General features: G+C 72.8%; 15 protein-coding genes and 2 pseudogenes. 11 read left to right on the forward strand and 6 right to left on the reverse strand.

Features of this window, described 5'->3' with window-relative positions; all coding sequences use genetic code 11:
- Positions 1-173 precede the first annotated feature (173 nt).
- Positions 174-1,388, reverse strand: coding sequence for an ROK family protein (locus tag QCN29_RS08915; RefSeq protein WP_279927185.1), 1,215 nt, complete (start codon positions 1,386-1,388; stop codon positions 174-176).
- Positions 1,389-1,513: 125 nt separating this feature from the next.
- Between QCN29_RS08915 and QCN29_RS08920 the strand changes: the two are divergent.
- The 4 genes and pseudogenes from QCN29_RS08920 to QCN29_RS08935 all read left to right on the forward strand — a co-directional run.
- A pseudogene (locus QCN29_RS08920) lies at positions 1,514-1,982 on the forward strand (endonuclease); the annotation flags it as partial.
- 50 nt (positions 1,983-2,032) lie between these two features.
- Complete coding sequence (locus tag QCN29_RS08925) at positions 2,033-3,403, forward strand: MFS transporter (RefSeq protein WP_279927186.1); 1,371 nt, start codon at positions 2,033-2,035, stop codon at positions 3,401-3,403.
- Complete coding sequence (locus QCN29_RS08930) at positions 3,390-4,133, forward strand: maleylpyruvate isomerase family mycothiol-dependent enzyme (RefSeq protein ID WP_279927187.1); 744 nt, start codon at positions 3,390-3,392, stop codon at positions 4,131-4,133. Before QCN29_RS08925 ends, QCN29_RS08930 begins: the two co-directional genes overlap by 14 nt.
- A 59-nt stretch (positions 4,134-4,192) precedes the next feature.
- Complete coding sequence (locus QCN29_RS08935; protein ID WP_279927188.1) at positions 4,193-4,513, forward strand: DUF6332 family protein; 321 nt, start codon at positions 4,193-4,195, stop codon at positions 4,511-4,513.
- A gap of 481 nt (positions 4,514-4,994) precedes the next feature.
- On the opposite strand, the gene QCN29_RS08940 is transcribed toward QCN29_RS08935, so the two are convergent.
- Positions 4,995-5,696, reverse strand: a complete 702-nt coding sequence (locus QCN29_RS08940) for a TetR/AcrR family transcriptional regulator (RefSeq protein ID WP_279927189.1) — start codon at positions 5,694-5,696, stop codon at positions 4,995-4,997.
- Between the two features lie 138 nt (positions 5,697-5,834).
- On the opposite strand from QCN29_RS08940, the gene QCN29_RS08945 reads away from it, so the two are divergent.
- The gene (locus tag QCN29_RS08945) at positions 5,835-6,284 is read left to right on the forward strand and encodes a nitroreductase family deazaflavin-dependent oxidoreductase (protein ID WP_279927190.1); all 450 of its coding nucleotides are present in this window, start codon (positions 5,835-5,837) and stop codon (positions 6,282-6,284) included.
- Between the two features lie 282 nt (positions 6,285-6,566).
- Here QCN29_RS08945 and QCN29_RS08950 read toward each other — a convergent pair whose 3' ends face one another.
- Positions 6,567-7,844, reverse strand: coding sequence for a geranylgeranyl reductase family protein (locus QCN29_RS08950; protein ID WP_279927191.1), 1,278 nt, complete (start codon positions 7,842-7,844; stop codon positions 6,567-6,569).
- 113 nt (positions 7,845-7,957) lie between these two features.
- On the opposite strand from QCN29_RS08950, the gene QCN29_RS08955 reads away from it, so the two are divergent.
- On the forward strand, positions 7,958-9,325 hold the full coding sequence (locus QCN29_RS08955; protein ID WP_279927192.1) for a dipeptidase: 1,368 nt from the start codon (positions 7,958-7,960) through the stop codon (positions 9,323-9,325).
- Between the two features lie 97 nt (positions 9,326-9,422).
- The gene (locus QCN29_RS08960) at positions 9,423-10,112 is read left to right on the forward strand and encodes an MBL fold metallo-hydrolase (RefSeq protein ID WP_279927193.1); all 690 of its coding nucleotides are present in this window, start codon (positions 9,423-9,425) and stop codon (positions 10,110-10,112) included.
- A gap of 51 nt (positions 10,113-10,163) precedes the next feature.
- Here the strand turns inward: QCN29_RS08960 and QCN29_RS08965 are convergent.
- Positions 10,164-10,292: pseudogene (locus tag QCN29_RS08965) on the reverse strand (YbhB/YbcL family Raf kinase inhibitor-like protein); the annotation flags it as partial.
- Between the two features lie 114 nt (positions 10,293-10,406).
- Between QCN29_RS08965 and QCN29_RS08970 the strand changes: the two are divergent.
- A complete protein-coding gene (locus tag QCN29_RS08970) occupies positions 10,407-11,111 on the forward strand; it encodes a GntR family transcriptional regulator (RefSeq protein WP_279927194.1) in 705 nt (234 codons plus the stop codon).
- 168 nt (positions 11,112-11,279) lie between these two features.
- On the opposite strand, the gene QCN29_RS08975 is transcribed toward QCN29_RS08970, so the two are convergent.
- Positions 11,280-12,320, reverse strand: coding sequence for an NUDIX hydrolase (locus QCN29_RS08975; RefSeq protein WP_279927195.1), 1,041 nt, complete (start codon positions 12,318-12,320; stop codon positions 11,280-11,282).
- A gap of 141 nt (positions 12,321-12,461) precedes the next feature.
- Here QCN29_RS08975 and QCN29_RS08980 point away from each other — a divergent pair, with 141 nt between their 5' ends.
- Entirely contained in the window at positions 12,462-12,668 is a 207-nt protein-coding gene (locus QCN29_RS08980) for a hypothetical protein (protein WP_279927196.1), read from the forward strand.
- Positions 12,669-12,683: 15 nt separating this feature from the next.
- Here QCN29_RS08980 and QCN29_RS08985 read toward each other — a convergent pair whose 3' ends face one another.
- Entirely contained in the window at positions 12,684-13,658 is a 975-nt protein-coding gene (locus QCN29_RS08985) for an ROK family protein (RefSeq protein WP_279927197.1), read from the reverse strand.
- Between the two features lie 296 nt (positions 13,659-13,954).
- On the opposite strand from QCN29_RS08985, the gene QCN29_RS08990 reads away from it, so the two are divergent.
- On the forward strand, positions 13,955-14,941 hold the full coding sequence (locus QCN29_RS08990; RefSeq protein ID WP_279927198.1) for a LacI family DNA-binding transcriptional regulator: 987 nt from the start codon (positions 13,955-13,957) through the stop codon (positions 14,939-14,941).
- Between the two features lie 1,385 nt (positions 14,942-16,326).
- Positions 16,327-16,653 (forward strand): hypothetical protein, encoded by a 327-nt coding sequence (locus QCN29_RS37055; protein WP_398859160.1) that lies wholly within the window; start codon positions 16,327-16,329, stop codon positions 16,651-16,653.
- Positions 16,654-16,656 lie beyond the last annotated feature (3 nt).

Below are 16,656 nucleotides of genomic sequence, written 5' to 3' on the forward strand. Positions count from 1 at the left end.
CGCCCCCCGTGCCTCCGGACGGGTCACACCCCTTGTGCGCGGGTCCGCTCCAGCGCCCTTGGCGCCGGGTACGGCCTTCGGCCGCGTCCCAGGCTGCCCCGTCGTCGGAGAGGCCGGAAGGCCCCGGCCTCCGGCGATGGAGCAGCAGCGGCCCTGCGGTTGGAGCCCCCGGTTCAGGCGAGGGCGGCGAGCGGGTCGTCCAGCACCGGCTGCCAGGCCAGCTCCGCCGCCCCCACCAGGCTGTTGTGGTCGAGGCTGCACGGCAGAATCGGCACTCCCCCGCTGCGCCCCCACAGGCTGCGGTCTGCGACCACGGCCTGCAGCCGCTCCGGGTCCGCGTCCAGGAGTTCGCGGTGCAGCCCGCCGAGAATGATGCGGTCGGGGTTGAGGATGTTGACCAGGCCGGCGAGCCCGAGGCCGAGGCGGTCGATCAGCTCCTCGCAGGCGGTGCGCACTCCGGGGTCGTCGTACTCCCCGCGGAGCAGGTCGCGGGACTGCTGGAGCAGCGACACCTCGGGGCCGGGCTCGCGGCCCGCCGTGGTGAGGAAGGCCAGCGGGTCGGCCTCGACGTCGAGGCAGCCACGGCTGCCGCAGTGGCAGGGGCGGCCCTCGGGATTGACGGTGAGGTGGCCTACCTCGAGGGCCAGGCCGGAACTGCCGGTGTGCAGACGGCCATCGAGGACGAGGGCGCCGCCCACGCCGCGGTGCCCGGTGGCCACGCAGAGCAGATGCTGCGCGCCGCGCCCGGCCCCGTGCCGGTGCTCGGCCAGCGCCGCGAGATTGACGTCGTTGCCGGTGAAGGCGGGGCCTTCGATGCCGGCCGCCCGCACCTGCGCGGCGAAGATGTCCCGCACCGGTGCGCCGGCGGGCCACGCCAGATGCAGCGGGTTGAGAGCGGTGCCCTCGGGTTCGGCGACGGCGGAGGGCACGGCAAGGCCTGCGCCGACGCAGCGTCGGCCGCTCTCGCGCAGCAGACCCGCGCCCGCCCGCACGACCTCGCCGAGCACCTGTGCGGGGTCTGCGGAGACGGTGACGCAGCCGGGCGCGGTCGCCACCATGCGCCCGCCGAGCGAGATGAGCGCGGCCCGGAAGCCGTCGGCGTGCACCTGGGCCGCGAGCACGACGGGCCCGGTGTCGTCGACGGCGAGGCGGTGCGAGGGACGGCCCTGGTGGCCCGCGGCGGCGGTCGGCCGCGAGTCGACGCGGATGAGACCGAGCGCCTCGAGTTCCGCCGCCACCGCCCCCGCGGTGGCGCGGGTGACGCCCAGTTCGGCGGTGAGCACGGCGCGTGTGGGGGCCCTTCCGGTGTGCACCAGTTCCAGCGCGGGACCGAGGGCGCTGCGCCCTCTCTCCAGCCGCGTTCTCGCCGTCGTCGCCTTGCCGTTCATGGGTGCGAGTCTCCCATGATCGGGCGATCGGACCGGCGGCCAGGCCGCCGCGGAACACACATGGCCTGTTTCAGCCCCTGGCCGTGGGGTGATGCGGGCAGCGAAACCGAGAGCCCGGAGGCGTCATGGCATGCCGTACGAGTCGCACGAACCGTGCGGTCGGATCGGGCTCCGACCCGGACTCGGCGACCGTGCGGGCACTGCTCGACCGGCACGGCCGCACATACGCCGAGGACGCCGGCATCCGGTTGAAGGGCACCCCGCAGCCCCGCTACCGGCTGCTGGCGGCCTGCTCAGTGCGCGGATCCGGGCCACAACGGCGGCGGCCACGGCACGCGCGCTGTTCGCCGCCGGGATGCGGACTCCTCGCGCTGTGGCGGAGGCGGGCCGGCAGCAGCGCATGGACGCCCTCGGCGAGGGGGCTACCGGCACTATGACGAGCGGACGGCCGCCCAGCTGGGCGAGGGAGCGGAGCTGCTGCTTGAGTCGTACGGCGGCGATCTGCGCAGGCTGCGCGCACAGGCGGACGGCGATCCGGTCGCGCTGCGCGGTCTGCTCCGGCGGACGCCGGGCATCGGCGGGTGGGCCGCTGACGGGCCGTCGGCAAGTGGACGCCGATGGGCGACGGCCCCTATCCTGAGTTTGTGCCGCTCATAAACAAAATCGAAACGGCCGTTCCCTCAGGCCCTGGCCCCGCAGACCTCACCCGCCTCCGCACCGCGCTGACCGTCTTCTTCGCCCTCGACGGCTTCCTCTTCGCCGGCTGGGTCGTCCGCATTCCGGCGATCAAGCAGCAGACCGGCGCGTCCGCAAGCGACCTCGGGCTCGCCCTCCTCGGCGTCTCCGCCGGCGCCGTGGTGACGATGACGCTCACCGGCAGCCTCTGCCGCCGCTTCGGCAGCCGTCCCATGACGGTCGCAAGCGGTGCGCTGCTCTCACTCAGCATCGCGCTGCCCCCGCTGACCCACTCGGCGTTCGCCCTGGGACTGGTGCTGCTGGTCTTCGGCACCGCCTACGGCGCGATCAACGTGGCGATGAACAGCGCCGCCGTCGATCTCGTCGCCGCTCTGCGCAGGCCGGTCATGCCGAGCTTCCACGCCGCTTTCAGTCTGGGCGGGATGCTGGGCGCGGGCCTCGGCGGGCTGGTGGCGGGCGGCCTGGACCCGACGGCGCATCTGACCGCGCTCACCGGCGTCGGGCTGCTGGTGACAGCGGCCGCCGGACCCGCGCTGCTGCGCACACCCGCGCCGGTCGGGCCGGGGACCGGCGCGGCCGGGGACACGTCGCCGTCGACGGGTGCGGACGCTTCGCGCCGTATGCCGCACGGCACCCGCCGCATCGTGATCCTCTTCGGCGTCATCGCCCTGTGCACGGCGTACGGAGAAGGTGCGCTGGCCGACTGGGGAGCACTCCACCTCGAACAGGACCTGCACGCCCACCCGGGCCTCGCGGCCGCCGGGTACTCCCTGTTCGCGCTGGCCATGACCGCCGGACGGCTGTGCGGCACTGCCCTGCTCGAACGGCTCGGGCAGACCCGCACCCTGGTTGCGGGGGGAGCGACGGCCGCCGTCGGCATGCTCCTCGGCGCGCTCGCCCCGACCGTCTGGGCGGCACTTCTCGGTTTCGCCGTGACCGGTCTCGGCCTGGCCAACATCTTCCCGGTCGCGGTGGACCGGGCGGGCTCGCTCGCCGGGCCCGCGGGCGTCGCGGCCGCCTCGACGCTCGGATACGGCGGAATGCTGCTGGGGCCTCCCGCGATCGGCTTCCTCTCGGACTGGTTCTCGCTGCCGACGGCGCTGACGACCGTGGCGGCGCTCGCGGCCGCGGCCGCGGTCATCGGATACGGCTCACGCGGTGTCTCCCGCCCGGGGCACGGGTCCGGCTCCATGCCCGAGGTCCGCCCCGGACACGAGTCCCGGCACGGCGCGGAGTCGCGGCCCCCGCAGGAGCACCGTGCGCTCGCACCGGCCGGCCGTCCGAGCCGGGTGGCACAATCGCCGCATGGAGACCGCTGAACTGATCAAGTGCCTTGACCGGGAGGGCCGGTTGCTGGCGGAAGCCGCGCAGGCGGCCGACACCGCGGCAGCCGTGCCGACGTGCCCCGGCTGGACCGTGCGGGATCTGCTGCGGCACACGGGCATGGTCCACCGGTGGGCGACGGCCTTCGTGACCGAGGGCCTCACCCGGTTCCGCCCCGGCGACGGCGAGCCCGACCTCGACGGCGAGGCTCTGCTGGAGTGGTTCAGGGACGGCCATGGACTGCTGGTGGCCGCGCTCGGCGAAGCGGCCGACGACCTCGAGTGCTGGACGTTTCTGCCGGCGCCCTCACCGCTGGCGTTCTGGGCGCGGCGGCAGGCCCACGAGACGGCGGTGCACCGCGCGGACGCCGAGTGGGCGCGCGACGGCAGGCCGGGGCCGGTAGTCGCGCGCTTCGCCGCCGACGGCGTAGACGAACTGCTCGGCGGCTTCCACGCCCGCTCCCGCAGCCGGGTGCGCACCGAGGAGCCGCGCGTGCTGCGTGTGCGGGCCGTCGACTCGGGCGATGTGTGGACCGTCCGGCTCTCTCCGGAGCCGCCCCGCACCGCGCGCACGGACGACGGCCCCGCGGACTGCGAACTGAGCGGCCCGGCCGACCGGCTCTATCTGACCCTGTGGAACCGGCTGCCGCTGACGGCCGTTTCGGTCACCGGAGACGCGGATCTCGCCGAACTGTGGCGCGAGCGCTCGGCCGTCACCTGGTCCTAGCCGTCTCGCCGTCGGCCCGCTCCTGGCCGTCTCAGTCGCCCGCGTGTGAGACTGCGGGCATGACAGGACCCACACGGCGGAGCGTGAGGCGAACCCGGGCGGACCGCGACGCGATCACGGTCGAGATCGGCTATGCGCTGGCCAGTGCGGCCTTCGCCGCCGCACTGGTCTTCGGAGCGGTCGCCGGGCCCGCCCTGGCCTTCACGCTGCCGACCGCACTGGAGGGGGGTCTGCGGGTCGTCGGCACGGCCGCCGCGGCCGTGGTGTTCGTCCTCCGGGTCGTCACGGTCCTGTGGCGTTTCGCCCGTACGGCCCCCGCGACGCCCGTGCGGGAGCCGGATCGGCCGGGCCGGCGTGGCTTCACCAGGCCCGACTCCTAGGCCGGCGCCGCCGGTTGGGTCTGCCCCCGGGCTCCGAGCCCGGCCGCAGCCTTCTGTACGTCCCTTGGTCGCGGTCCGGCTGACGTCCGTCTCCGCGGTGAGCGGACTGACGACCGGTCGGCGGGAGAAGTCCTCTCCGGACGGCCCATCCCGCCCAGGGCCTTCAGTCACAGGGCCCATCCGCAGTACAGGCGACATCCTGTCGAGGATGCCCGACCTGCCAGGCCCGAAAGAAGGTCCAGCACCCCGGTCGCAACCTCCACGGTGATTCCATGCCGTCGAAGCTCGTCGGTCTCGGACCACGGCCCGGCCGCGAATGTGTTCCACCGGGCCGAAGACACGGTCCGCCGCGCATCGCCCCAGTCCGCACGGGCGGCAGTCGAGCGAGCCCACGGCGGCTGCCGAGCCGCGTCGGCCCCGCGTGGCAGCCGCGGCTGTCCCCCGAGCCGTGTCGCGGGCGCAGCCGGGCCGGCGCGCATGCTCAGCCCCGCAGGCCGACGTCCTCCGCGAGGCGGGACGCGGCCTGCGCGAAGAAGGCGTCCCGTTCCTCGACCATCCGGTTGAACTGGCCGAAGACCTCGAAGGAGATCAGCCCGAAGAGCTGCGCCCAGGCGGCGACGAGAGCGACGGCGACGGCGGGCGGCAGATCGGGGGCGATGTCGGCGGCGATCCGCGCCGCCTCGGGACGCAGCTCGACGGAGAGCGGCGGAGGAGCGAGCGCGTCCGCGCGGGAGGCGTCACGGGCGATGGCGATCAGGGTGAGTCCGACGCGGGAGGCAGGCCCGATGGTGTCGCCGGGGGCGGTGTAGCCGGGCACCGGGGAGCCGTAGATCAGGGCGTACTCGTGGGGGTGGGCGAGGGCCCAGGCGCGGACGGCGGAGCAGACCGCGCTCCAGCGGTCGCGGGGGCCGAGGCCCCCCGGGCCGTCCCGGCCGTCGGCCAGGGCGGTCTCGGCGGCGGCGCCGACGGCGTCGTAGGCGTCGACGATCAGGGCGGTCAACAGGTCGTCGCGGCTCGGGAAGTAGCGGTAGAGCGCGGAGGAGACCATGCCCAGCTCACGCGCGACGGCGCGCAGCGAGAGCTTGGCGGCGCCCTCCTGCGCGAGCTGTCTGCGAGCCTCGTTCTTGATGGCCGTGGTGACTTCGGTGCGGGCCCGCTCTCTGGCCCCTCGGATCGCGCTCATGGCGACAGTCTTCCATGGCTTCAGATCACCGCTCAAGAATGAGAGCACTGCTCTTGCGCAATCCACGGGCGTGGGCGCACACTGCTCTCAAGCGAGAGCAGCGCTCTCACAGTCGGGGCGGCCGGGAGGCGGAGGGACATGGAGCAGACGCACTACATCAAGCCGGGACGATTCGACCGGGTCTTCAACGGCGCGGTGGGGTGGCTGGCGCGGCGCGGCGTCAGCCTCATGGGCAGTGCGGAGCTGTCGGTGCGCGGCCGTACGAGCGGCGAGTGGCGACGGCTCCCGGTGAACCCGCTGCCGTACGAGGGCGGGCCGTACCTGATCTCCGCCCGCGGCCACTCCCAGTGGGTCCGCAACCTCCGCGCCGCGGGTGGCGGCCGCCTCCAGGTCGGCCGCAGGACCCGCCCGTTCACGGCCGTGGAGCTGCCGGACGAGGAGAAGCCGGAGCTGCTGCGGAGGTACCTCAGGCGGTGGGGCTGGGAAGTGGGCCGCTTCTTCGGCGACGTGAACGCGGACTCGACCGACGCCGAACTCCTGGCGGCGGCGCACCGGCACCCGGTCTTCCGCATCACCGTGTCCGATTGACGACGGACGCGCTGCTGACGACGGACGCACCGGCCGCCCCGCGTCCGGCTCCCGAATCCGGGGCGGAGCCCGGGTTCCCAGTACGGCACGGAGGCCCGTGCCCTCAAGCCCCTGCCAACTCTCCCCGGACGGACCGGAAAACCAAGCCTGTCCGGGGTTGAGGGCAAGAAGCGTCTCCGGCGGTGGAGGCGCAGGGGGCCAGGGCGGAGTCCCCGCACGGGATCCAGGGCGCAGCCCCCGCGCGGGATCCGGGACGCAGCCCCGGTCACGGGCGCGGCGGGCCTACCCCCCGCGGCGGTCCAGGGTGTCCAGCGCACGGCGGGCGATCCCATGGGTGCGCATAAGGCCCGCGAGGCTCGTCGCGCCGCGCGTGATGTCCGTGAAAGCGCGCCACGCGGGCCGGAAGCCGGTGATCGCCGCGTGCAGCAGCCCGGGCCGGCGTTCGAAGACCGTGAGCATGCGGCGACCCACGCTCATCTCCACGCCGAGCGACGCCTTGACGGCGAAGGCGTAGTTCAGCGCCTGCCGGCGCGCGTCCACCGCGTCGTGCGCCTCGGCGATCCTCGCCGCCCACTCCCCCGCGAGCCGCCCGGAGCGCAGGGCGAAGGAGATCCCCTCCCGCGTCCACGGCTCCAGCAGCCCGGCCGCGTCCCCGCACACCAGCACCCGTCCGCGCGACAGCGGCGAGTCATCGCTGCGGCAGCGCGTCAGATGCCCGGAGGAGATCGCGGGCTCAAATCCCGCAAGGCCCAACCGGGCGATGAAGTCCTCCAGATAGCGCTTGGTCGCCGCTCCCTCGCCACGCGCCGAGATCACCCCGACGGTCAGCGTCCGCCCCTTGGGGAAGACCCAGCCGTAACTGCCGGGAATCGGGCCCCAGTCGATGAGCACCCGCCCCGCCCAGTCCTCGGCCACCGTCTCCGGTACCGGGATCTCCGCCTCCAAGCCGAGGTCGACCTGGTCGACCTTGACGCCGATATGGGCCCCTATGCGGCTGGCGCTGCCGTCCGCGCCGACGACCGCCCTCGCCAGGACCGTCTCGCCGCCCGCGAGGACCACGGCGACCGTGCGCCGGTCCGGCACGGCGGGCCCGTGCTGCTCGACTCGGGTGACGGTGACGCCCGTGCGCAGCGCAGCGCCCGCCTTCTGCGCCTGCTCGACCAGGCCCGCGTCGAACTCCGGCCGGTCGACCAGGCCGAACAGCATCCTCTTGGAACGGCGCGTACGCGCCAGCCGGCCGTTCAGCGAGAAGGTGACCGCATGCACCCGGTCGCTCAGCGGCAGTTCGAACCCCGGCGGCAGACTGTCGCGCGAGGGACCGATGATCCCGCCGCCGCAGGTCTTGTAGCGGGGCAGCTCCGCCTTCTCCAGGAGCAGCACACGGCGGCCCGCGACGGCCGCCGCATACGCCGCCGAGGCCCCCGCGGGCCCGCCGCCGACCACGACGACGTCCCACACCTCTCCCGCCGGCTCGCCCGGCTCACCTTCCGCGCCCGCTCCAACGGCCCCGTTCTCGCTGCTCACGATGTGTTTCTGCTCCCGATCCGACGCATGGCACATGCTGTTGCACGGCATCCTACGGCGCGGTCCGGGGATTTCCGCTGTGGGAGTATCGAAGACGCATTCGCCGTACACACATCACGGACAACGTCGCACCCACAAGGAGCGTGCCCATGACCGCCCGTCCGATCGCCGAGACCGTCGTGTCCCTGATGCCCCGTGCAAAAGCGGAGCTCACGGAGCTGGTGGCCTTCCAGTCGGTGGCGGACCCCGCCCAGTTCCCCAAGAGCGAATGCGAGGCGGCCGCCGCCTGGGTCGCCGACGCGCTGCGCACCGAGGGCTTCGAGGACGTGGCGGTGCTGGACACCCCGGACGGCACCCAGTCCGTCTACGGTTTCCTGCCGGGTCCGGTCGGCGCCCCGACCGTGCTGCTGTACGCGCACTACGACGTGCAGCCGCCGCTCGACGAGTCCGCGTGGACCACTCCGCCGTTCGCGCTGACCGAGCGCCCGGACGGCCGCTGGTACGGCCGCGGCGCCGCGGACTGCAAGGGCGGCTTCATCATGCATCTGCTAGCGCTGCGCGCACTCAAGGCGAACGGCGGCGTGCCGGTCAACGTCAAGGTCGTCGTCGAGGGTTCGGAAGAGCAGGGCACCGGCGGCCTGGAGCGCTACGCGGAGGCGCACCCCGGGCTGCTGGCCGCCGACGCCATCGTCATCGGCGACTGCGGCAACTTCCGCACCGGCCTGCCGACCGTGACCGCGACGCTGCGTGGAATGACGCTGATGCGGGTGCAGACGGACACGCTCGAAGGCAATCTGCACTCCGGTCAGTTCGGCGGCGCCGCTCCCGACGCGCTCGCCGCGCTCATCCGCGTACTGGACTCGCTGCGCGCCGAGGACGGCTCGACCACGGTGGACGGTCTTGACGCGCACATGGAGTGGGACGGCCTGCAGTATCCGGAGGAGGACTTCCGCAAGGACGCCAAGGTGCTGGACGGCGTGGAGCTGATCGGCTCCGGCACCGTGGCGGACCGCGTCTGGGCGCGCCCCGCGGTCACCGTGCTGGGCATCGACTGCCCTCCGGTGGTCGGCGCGACGCCTTCGGTGCAGGCGAGCGCCCGGGCTCTGGTCAGCCTGCGGGTGCCGCCGGGTCAGGACGTCACGGCGGCGGCCGGGCTGCTGGCGGCGCACCTGGAGGCGCACACCCCGTGGGGGGCGAAGGTCTCGGTGGAGCAGGTGGGGCAGGGACACCCCTTCCAGGCGGACGTCACCAGCCCCGCGTACACCTCGATGGCCGAGGCGATGCGAGTGGCCTACCCGGACCAGGAGATGCAGAGCGCGGGCATGGGCGGCTCGATCCCGCTGTGCAGCACGCTGGCCGCGCTGTACCCGCGGGCGGAGATCCTGCTGATCGGGCTGAGCGACCCGGCCGCGCAGATCCACGCGGTGAACGAGTCCGTCTCCCCCGACGAGCTGGAGCGGCTGTCGGTGGCGGAGGCGCTGTTCCTGCTCAACTACGCGTCCTCCAAGCAGGCGTAGCGAAGCGGGCGCGCGCCTGGGGCGTTCAGCTCAGGGCGGAGATCGCTGTCGGCATAGTGTCCCGCGGCGGACGCGGCCGACCGCCTACGGTCACCGTATGGACGTCATCCAGGTGCTGCCCCGACTGCATATGTTCGCCTTCCCCGTCGGCCAGGCCTACCTGTGGAACGACGGCGGTGAACTGACGCTGGTCGACGCGGGCCGGGTGGACTCGGCCCGCTCGATCGAGGAGGCGATACGGTCCGCCGGACTGTCCCCCGGGAACATACGCCGGATCGTGCTGACCCACTGCCACCGCGACCATGTGGGCGCGGCCGGGGAACTGGCGGAGCGTCACGGCGCCCGGGTGCTGGCGCACCGGCTGGACGCGCCGGTGATCCGCGGCGAGGCGCCGGCGCCGGAGCCCGTGCTGCTCGACTGGGAGATCCCGTACTACGAGCGGGGGCTCGCGGTCCCGCCGGCCCCGCCCACGCGCGTCGACCGTGAGTTGGAGGACGGTGACGAGCTGGGCTTTGGCGACGGAGCGGTGGCGCTCCACTCACCCGGCCATACGGACGGTTCGATCGCCGTCCATCTGCCGCGCCACGGCGTGCTGTTCACCGGCGACAGCGTCGCCGCCGTGGGGCAGGTGATGCTGGGCGCGTTCAATGTGGACCGCGCGGCCGCGCTGGTCTCGATGCGGCGGCTGGCCTCGCTCGCGCCGTCCACGGTCTGCTTCGGGCATGGCGCGCCGCTGACGGAAGGCGCGGCGGAGACGCTGGTCGCGGCGGCGGACGCGGCACGTTGAGGCGGGGCTCCGCCGCCCCGTGACCCGGCCGGGCTCAGCGCGTGGTGTCGATCAGTCCGGACGCGCTGTTCGCCGGGCCGGGGATTCGGCGGTGGCGGTCAGGACCGCGCTGCCGAGGGTGTGCCCGACCGCGGTGAAGCCGAGGGCGGCGGGGGGGGCGGCGTCGGCCGGGAGGCCGATGGCCCCGAAGGCGGCCCGCAGCGTCACGCAGAGGCGTCGCGTCGCCCCTCCTCCCCAACAGGTCGACCATAACGCCAATAGTCGATTATTTACTTGATCGTTATGCTGAGGCGTATGACTCAGACCGCCCACACCCCGCCCTCGCCGGGGAAGCAGATGCTCTCCGAGCAGGTCTACGCACACCTGCGGAACGCGATCATGCGCGGGGACTACGCCCCCGGCGACGCCCTCAAACCGCAGGACCTCGCCAAGGAACAGGGCGTGAGCCTGGCCGTCGTGCGGGAGGCGCTCGTGCGGGTGGTCGGCGAGGGCCTCGCCGACCGGCTGCCCAACCGCGGCTTCGCCGTCCCGGCCTTCTCCGACCGCCGCTGGCAGGAGATCGCGGAGGCCCGCCGGACCGTCGAACCGGTCGTGCTGCGCATGTCCGTCGAGCGCGGCGACGTCGACTGGGAGGCCCGAGTACGAGCCGCCCACCACCGTCTGGCCCGCACCCCGGCGCATATGCCGGAAGAGGGCGAGCACTACAGCAGCGCATGGTCCGAAGCCCATCGGCTCTTCCACCGCACCCTGCTGGAGGGGTGCGGCAACCCCGTCCTGCTGGAGACCTTCGACCGGATGTGGACCGCGAGCGAACTGGCCCGCCGCTGGTCGGCACACCGCAACCCCGACCGCGACGCCGCGGGCGAACACCGCCGCCTGGAGGAGGCGGCACTGGCCCGCGACGCCGACGCCGCGGCCGAGGTGCTGACCCGTCACCTCACCCTGACGGCCGCCGCGCTACAGCCACCTGAGGGGCCTAAACCCCCGTCCGGCGCTTGAGGCGCACGCCCAGCCCCGCCAGCGCTCGAGGCACACACCCAACCCCACCGACGCTCGAGGCACACACCCAACCCCACCAGCGCTCGAACCCAGCCCCGCCGGCGTTTGAGGCGCGGGGGTCCGGGGCGGAGCCCCGTAAAGCGGGGCCCGGGGCGGAGCCCCGGCAGGTCAGCCCACCGGCACGCCCGCCTCCAGGTTCAGCACCGTCCCCAGCCCGCGCGCCCGCAGCGCCCACCGCAAGCGCTCATAGCGGGCGGGCGGCAGCAGCTTGGCCGCCTGCCTCTCGTCGGCGAAGCGCCAGCCCCGCAGTTCGGCGCCCGGCAGCCGCACGCGCTGCGCGCCGACGCCGTGCAGCCTCAGCCGCCCGCCGTCGAAGAGCAGCCGGAGCCCGCCGAACCGCGGCGGCTGGGGCGGCTCCCAGTCGACGACCAGCAGCCGGGGCACCTCGCCGAGTGTGATGCCCAGTTCCTCGGCGACCTCCCGCATTCCGGCGCGGGCGGGCGCCTCGCCCGGCTCCACGACGCCGCCCGGGAACTCCCAGCCAGGTTTGTACGTGGGGTCGACGAGCAGCACCCGGTCCTCCTCGTCGAAGAGCAGCACACCCGCGGCGAGGGTCTCGGCCGTCGGCTCCGGGGTCTGCACGATGGCGCAGGCCCCCGCCTCGCCGCTGTTCAGTGCGTCGGCGATGCGCCGCGCGGTCTCGACGGGGCCGATCCGCCCGTTGTCCACGACATGGGCGTCCGCGGCGATCCAGCCGAGGGCCTGGCGGTAGGGCTCGATGTGGTCGTACGCCCACTGCCGTACGCGCTGTTCGGCGTCGGGGACGTCCGGCTCCTCACGGGTGGCGATCCGCTGGCGCAGGATCGTTTCCTCCGGAGACAGGAGCACATGCCGGACCGGAATCCTGCGGGCGGCGAAGCCGCCGAAGATCTCGTCCCGGTACTCCTGCCTCAGCAGGGTCATGGGGACGACGAGCACGCCGCCCAGCTCGGCGAGGAGCCCGGCGGCCGTGTCGACGACGAGCCGCCGCCAGATCGGCAGGTCCTGGAAGTCGTCTGCCTCGGCCAGCCGCTTGGCCGGCAGCAGACAGCGCATGCCGGCGCCGATCAGCTCCGGGTCGAACAGGGTGCTGCCGGGAACCAGCTCGACCAGTTCACGCGCCGTGCTGGTCTTGCCCGCCCCGAACGCGCCGTTGATCCAGACGATCACGGTTCCCCCTCTTCCGTAGCCTTCAGTGGATTGCCCGCAACACCCCGCAGTGAAAACCCGACTTCACCCGCGCCCGTCGCGGGCCGGCCGTGACAGCGGCCGCGGCCGGTCGTTGGAGCGGACGAGACAAGGGGGTGCGGGATGCACCGTACGGTGTTGGAACAGTTCCCCGCAGGGGACCCGCGCGGCAGCCGGCCCGCCGAGGAGTTCGCCCGGGCACGTCGGGGCGAGGGGCTGCCGGCGGAAGTCGTAATGAACCTGGACGCGGACGCGTTCCTGGTGGTGGTCCCGCGGCAAAGCCCGCAGCCGGGGACCGGGACGCCGGCTCCGCCGGACCGCACCCGATGACGGGGCCTGCGCGGGTCAGGCGCGCCCGCCGGCGACGACGGGCGGGGTGACGCACGTGCGCGTCGCCGCTGCGGTCGCCGCTGCCGCCGCCCCTACCAGTCCCGCGTCCGTGCCGGTCAGCGCCGGAGCGACGGTCAGGCGCCGGACGAAGGACAGCGCGGCATAGTCGCGCAGCGCACGCCGCAGGGGGGCGAAGAGCACCTCGCCCGCGCCCGCCACTCCCCCGCCGATGACCGCGATCTCGATCTCCACGAGGGTGGCCGTCGCCGCGATGCCCGCCGCCAGGGCCTGTGCCGCACGTTCGTAGGAGGCGCTGGCGACCGGGTCGCCGGCGCGGGCCGCCCGGGCCACCGCGGCGGCCGAGGCGTCGCCGTCGGGACCGGGCCGCCAGCCGTTCTCCAGGGCGCGGCGGGCGATGTTCGGGCCGCTGGCGATCCGCTCGACGCAGCCGCGTCCGCCGCAGGGGCACGGATCGCCGTCCAGGTCCACGCTGATGTGGCCGATGTGTCCCGCGTTTCCGGTCGGGCCCGTGTGCAGTCGGCCGCCGAGGACGAGGCCGCCGCCGACGCCGGTCGAGACGACCATGCACAGCGCGTTGCCGAAGCCGCGGGCGGCGCCCTGCCAGTGCTCCGCCGCGGTCATGGCCACGCCGTCGCCGACGAGTTCCGCCGGCAGTCCGCCCGTCGCCTCCCGTACCCGGGCGACCAGCGGGAAGTCCCGCCAGCCGGGTACGTTGACGGGGCTGACCGTCCCGGCGGAGGCGTCCACGGGCCCCGCGCTGCCGATGCCGATGGCCGATGCCCGCGCCCACAGCGGCGATTCGCTCAGCTCGGCCAGGACGGCGGCGACCGCCCCCATCACGGTCTCGCCGTCGTCCTGCGCGGGCGTGGGCCGACGGGCCCGCAGTCGTATGTTCCCCCCGCCGTCCACCAACGCCCCGGCGATCTTGGTGCCGCCGATGTCGAGCGCGGCGACGAGGTCGGTATGCATCGGTGCGGTGTCCCCCGGTGAGCTGTCGGACCTGCGGATTCGGGAACAGTCTCCACTGCCCTGACAACGTTGTCCAGGCCCTATGCTCGACGCCGCAGCCTTGCACACCAGATCCAACACCCACGGGCAGGCGTCGGACAACCACCCGGAGTCACCGGCTTGTTCGGCACCTCGCCCGCCGCCGTATGCCGCGTATCGAGACAGGACAGCACACTGTGGCCAAAACCGACCGTGTTCCGTCGTCGCCGGGCCGTCGCCCCGGGGCTCCCGAGCACCGCTACGGCAATCGGCCGACCATGAAGGACGTCGCGGCCAGGGCGGGCGTCGGCCTCAAGACCGTCTCCCGGGTCGTCAACGGCGAGCCGGGCGTCACCCCGGACACCGAGCGCCGGGTGCAGGAGGCGATCGAGTTCCTGGGGTTCCGCCGCAACGACAGCGCCCGTGTGCTGCGCAAGGGCCGCACCGCCTCCGTCGGGCTGGTCCTGGAAGATCTCGCCGACCCGTTCTACGGCCCTCTCAGCCGTGCCGTCGAGGAGGTGGCACGCGCCCACGGCGCCCTGCTCATCAACGGCTCGAGCGCCGAGGACCCCGATCGCGAGCAGGAGCTGGCGCTCGCGCTGTGCGCCCGCCGCGTGGACGGGCTGATCGTGATCCCCGCCGGATACGACCACCGCTATCTGGAGCCCGAGATCAGAGCGGGAGTGGCCACCGTCTTCGTGGACCGGCCCGCCGGGCGGATCGACGCGGACACGGTGCTCTCCGACAACTTCGGCGGCGCCCGCGAGGGCGTGGCGCACCTGATCGCGCACGGGCACCGACGGATCGGCTTCGTCGGCGACCACCCGCGCATCCACACCGCGGTGGAGCGGCTGCGCGGCTATCGCGCGGCGCTGGAGGACGCCGGACTGGACGTCGACGAGCGCTGGGTGGCCCTCGGCTCGACCTCGCCGGACCGGGTGCGGTCGGCCGTCGAGACGATGCTGGACGCCCCTGAGCCGGTCACCGCCGTCTTCGCGGGCAACAACCGGGTGACGGTCACGGCGGTGCGCGTCCTGGCCGAACGCGACCGCCGCACCGCGCTCGTGGGGTTCGACGACATCGAACTCGCCGATCTGCTCGGCATCACCGTCATCGCCCAGGACTCAGCGGCCCTGGGGCGCACCGCCGCGGAACGGCTGTTCCGCCGGCTCGACGGCGTCAACGAGGAGCCTGAGAGCGTCACGCTCAAGACGACGCTGATACCCCGCGGTTCGGGCGAGCTGCCCCCGGCGGCGAACATCTGACGGAACCCGCCGAAGGGACGTCACGGCGATCAGCCGGGGCAGTAGCCGGGCTGTGCCGGACTGCCAGTGAATCCACTCGGTCGCCCCGCCTTTCGATGTGACCTTGTTGCGCTTGTCCTGCGGATACAGGTCCTCACGTTCAGACCCAGCACCTCGTTGGCTCTGGCCGCCGATTCGTAGAGCATCTTCCGGAGCGACCTGTCCCTCAGCCCGGCGTCCATCTCGTCCGCCCGTGCGGCGGCGAGTTCGGCCACCACCTCCGGCAGGCCGGGGTCATCTTTCACGGAGACGGGGACGGCGGGCGGTTTCGCGCCGCGGCGGGCGGGTCCGGTCGGCGCGGTTTCGCCGGCGAGCATCCATCCCCACATGGTCAACGAGATCCGGTAGATCCGTGCGGAGGACTTCGCGATGCCCGCACCGGTGCGGTACCTCTCTCGACCGCCGCGGTGTACGTCCCCGTAGGGGCGGACAGAGGCACCACCCGGGCGCGCGGCGGCGGAAGCACGCCCCCACCCTCCGACACGTTCGCGAGTTCGACTGCCACCCGCCCGCCCCTGCCTGGCTCTGTCGCAGTAAACGCGTACACCTCGCCTGCGGCGGCCGGAGGCCTCGCCGTAGGTCGCGACGATCACGGTAGAGGCCCCGCCGCAGCAAATCCGGCATTTACTGCGACAGCACCTTGCCGGGCTACCAGGACGTCCGATAAACGACCCTAAGCGGAATCACTGCTACCGTTATTTGCTGCCCATCGATCTTCACCTATGACCCGAGACTGGAACATTACGCTGAGCTACTTGCCACCTCTCGGCAGCTTGGGGTGCACAAACGCACGCTCACGTCGGGTGAGCACGGCGAACCGAGGAGGCACCACCCTGCCGGTGCAGCCCGATCCGCCATGCATGGCGTGAGTGATGGCCGACATACGGAATCACGGCCGCGCAATCCCTTACTCCAAACGTCGATATTCAGCCATTGCACTTCGGGGGATCGGCCGATTCAGCGGTGGCCCGCAGGGCCAGCAAATGTACGACATGTCGACCAAATTCTACAGAATTCACCTGTCCGAATTTTGGAATGCAATTGCGGATTCACTTTGGCGTCATGCACGATCCACACCGCCGGGGGGCACGGAGACGCTCCTCGCCGGGCGTGATCGCGTCCGTGCTTCGTTAAAAGAAAGGTCATGCGTGCTGCCTGAATCTTCATTGGCGGCAGAATCCGGGAACAAAGTCGCTGAGACCTTGCTCAATGCCTTCCTAATCCGCGGGCATTCACACTTCACCGGCGTACCGTGTTCCCTGCTGAAGGGATTCTTCCGGTTACTCGAGGATCTCGACTGTCCGGCCGCGTACATACCCGCGCCGCGTGAGGATAGCGCATTGGGTGTGGCCTCTGGTCTCGCCGTGGCGGGGGCTAAGCCCGTGGTCCTCATGCAGAACTCCGGCCTCGGCTACTCGCTCAACGTCCTCACCTCGTTCAACCTCATCTACGACGTCCACCTGCCGATCGTGGTCAGCTGGCGCGGTCACGACGGCAAGGACGCCGTCGAGCACGACATCATCGGACGCGAACTCACCCGGCTGCTTGACGTGTTCGGGCTTCCCTGGACCGTGCTGGACAACGAACGCCCCGAGGACTCCGTGGAGGCGTTCTTCAAGCAGTACGACTCCGGCCGGTGTACCGCCGTGCTGATCGTCCGGGAAGGGATCTGAGCG

Origin of the sequence: Streptomyces chengmaiensis (assembly GCF_029846775.1) — a bacterium.
Classification (GTDB): domain Bacteria; phylum Actinomycetota; class Actinomycetes; order Streptomycetales; family Streptomycetaceae; genus Streptomyces; species Streptomyces chengmaiensis.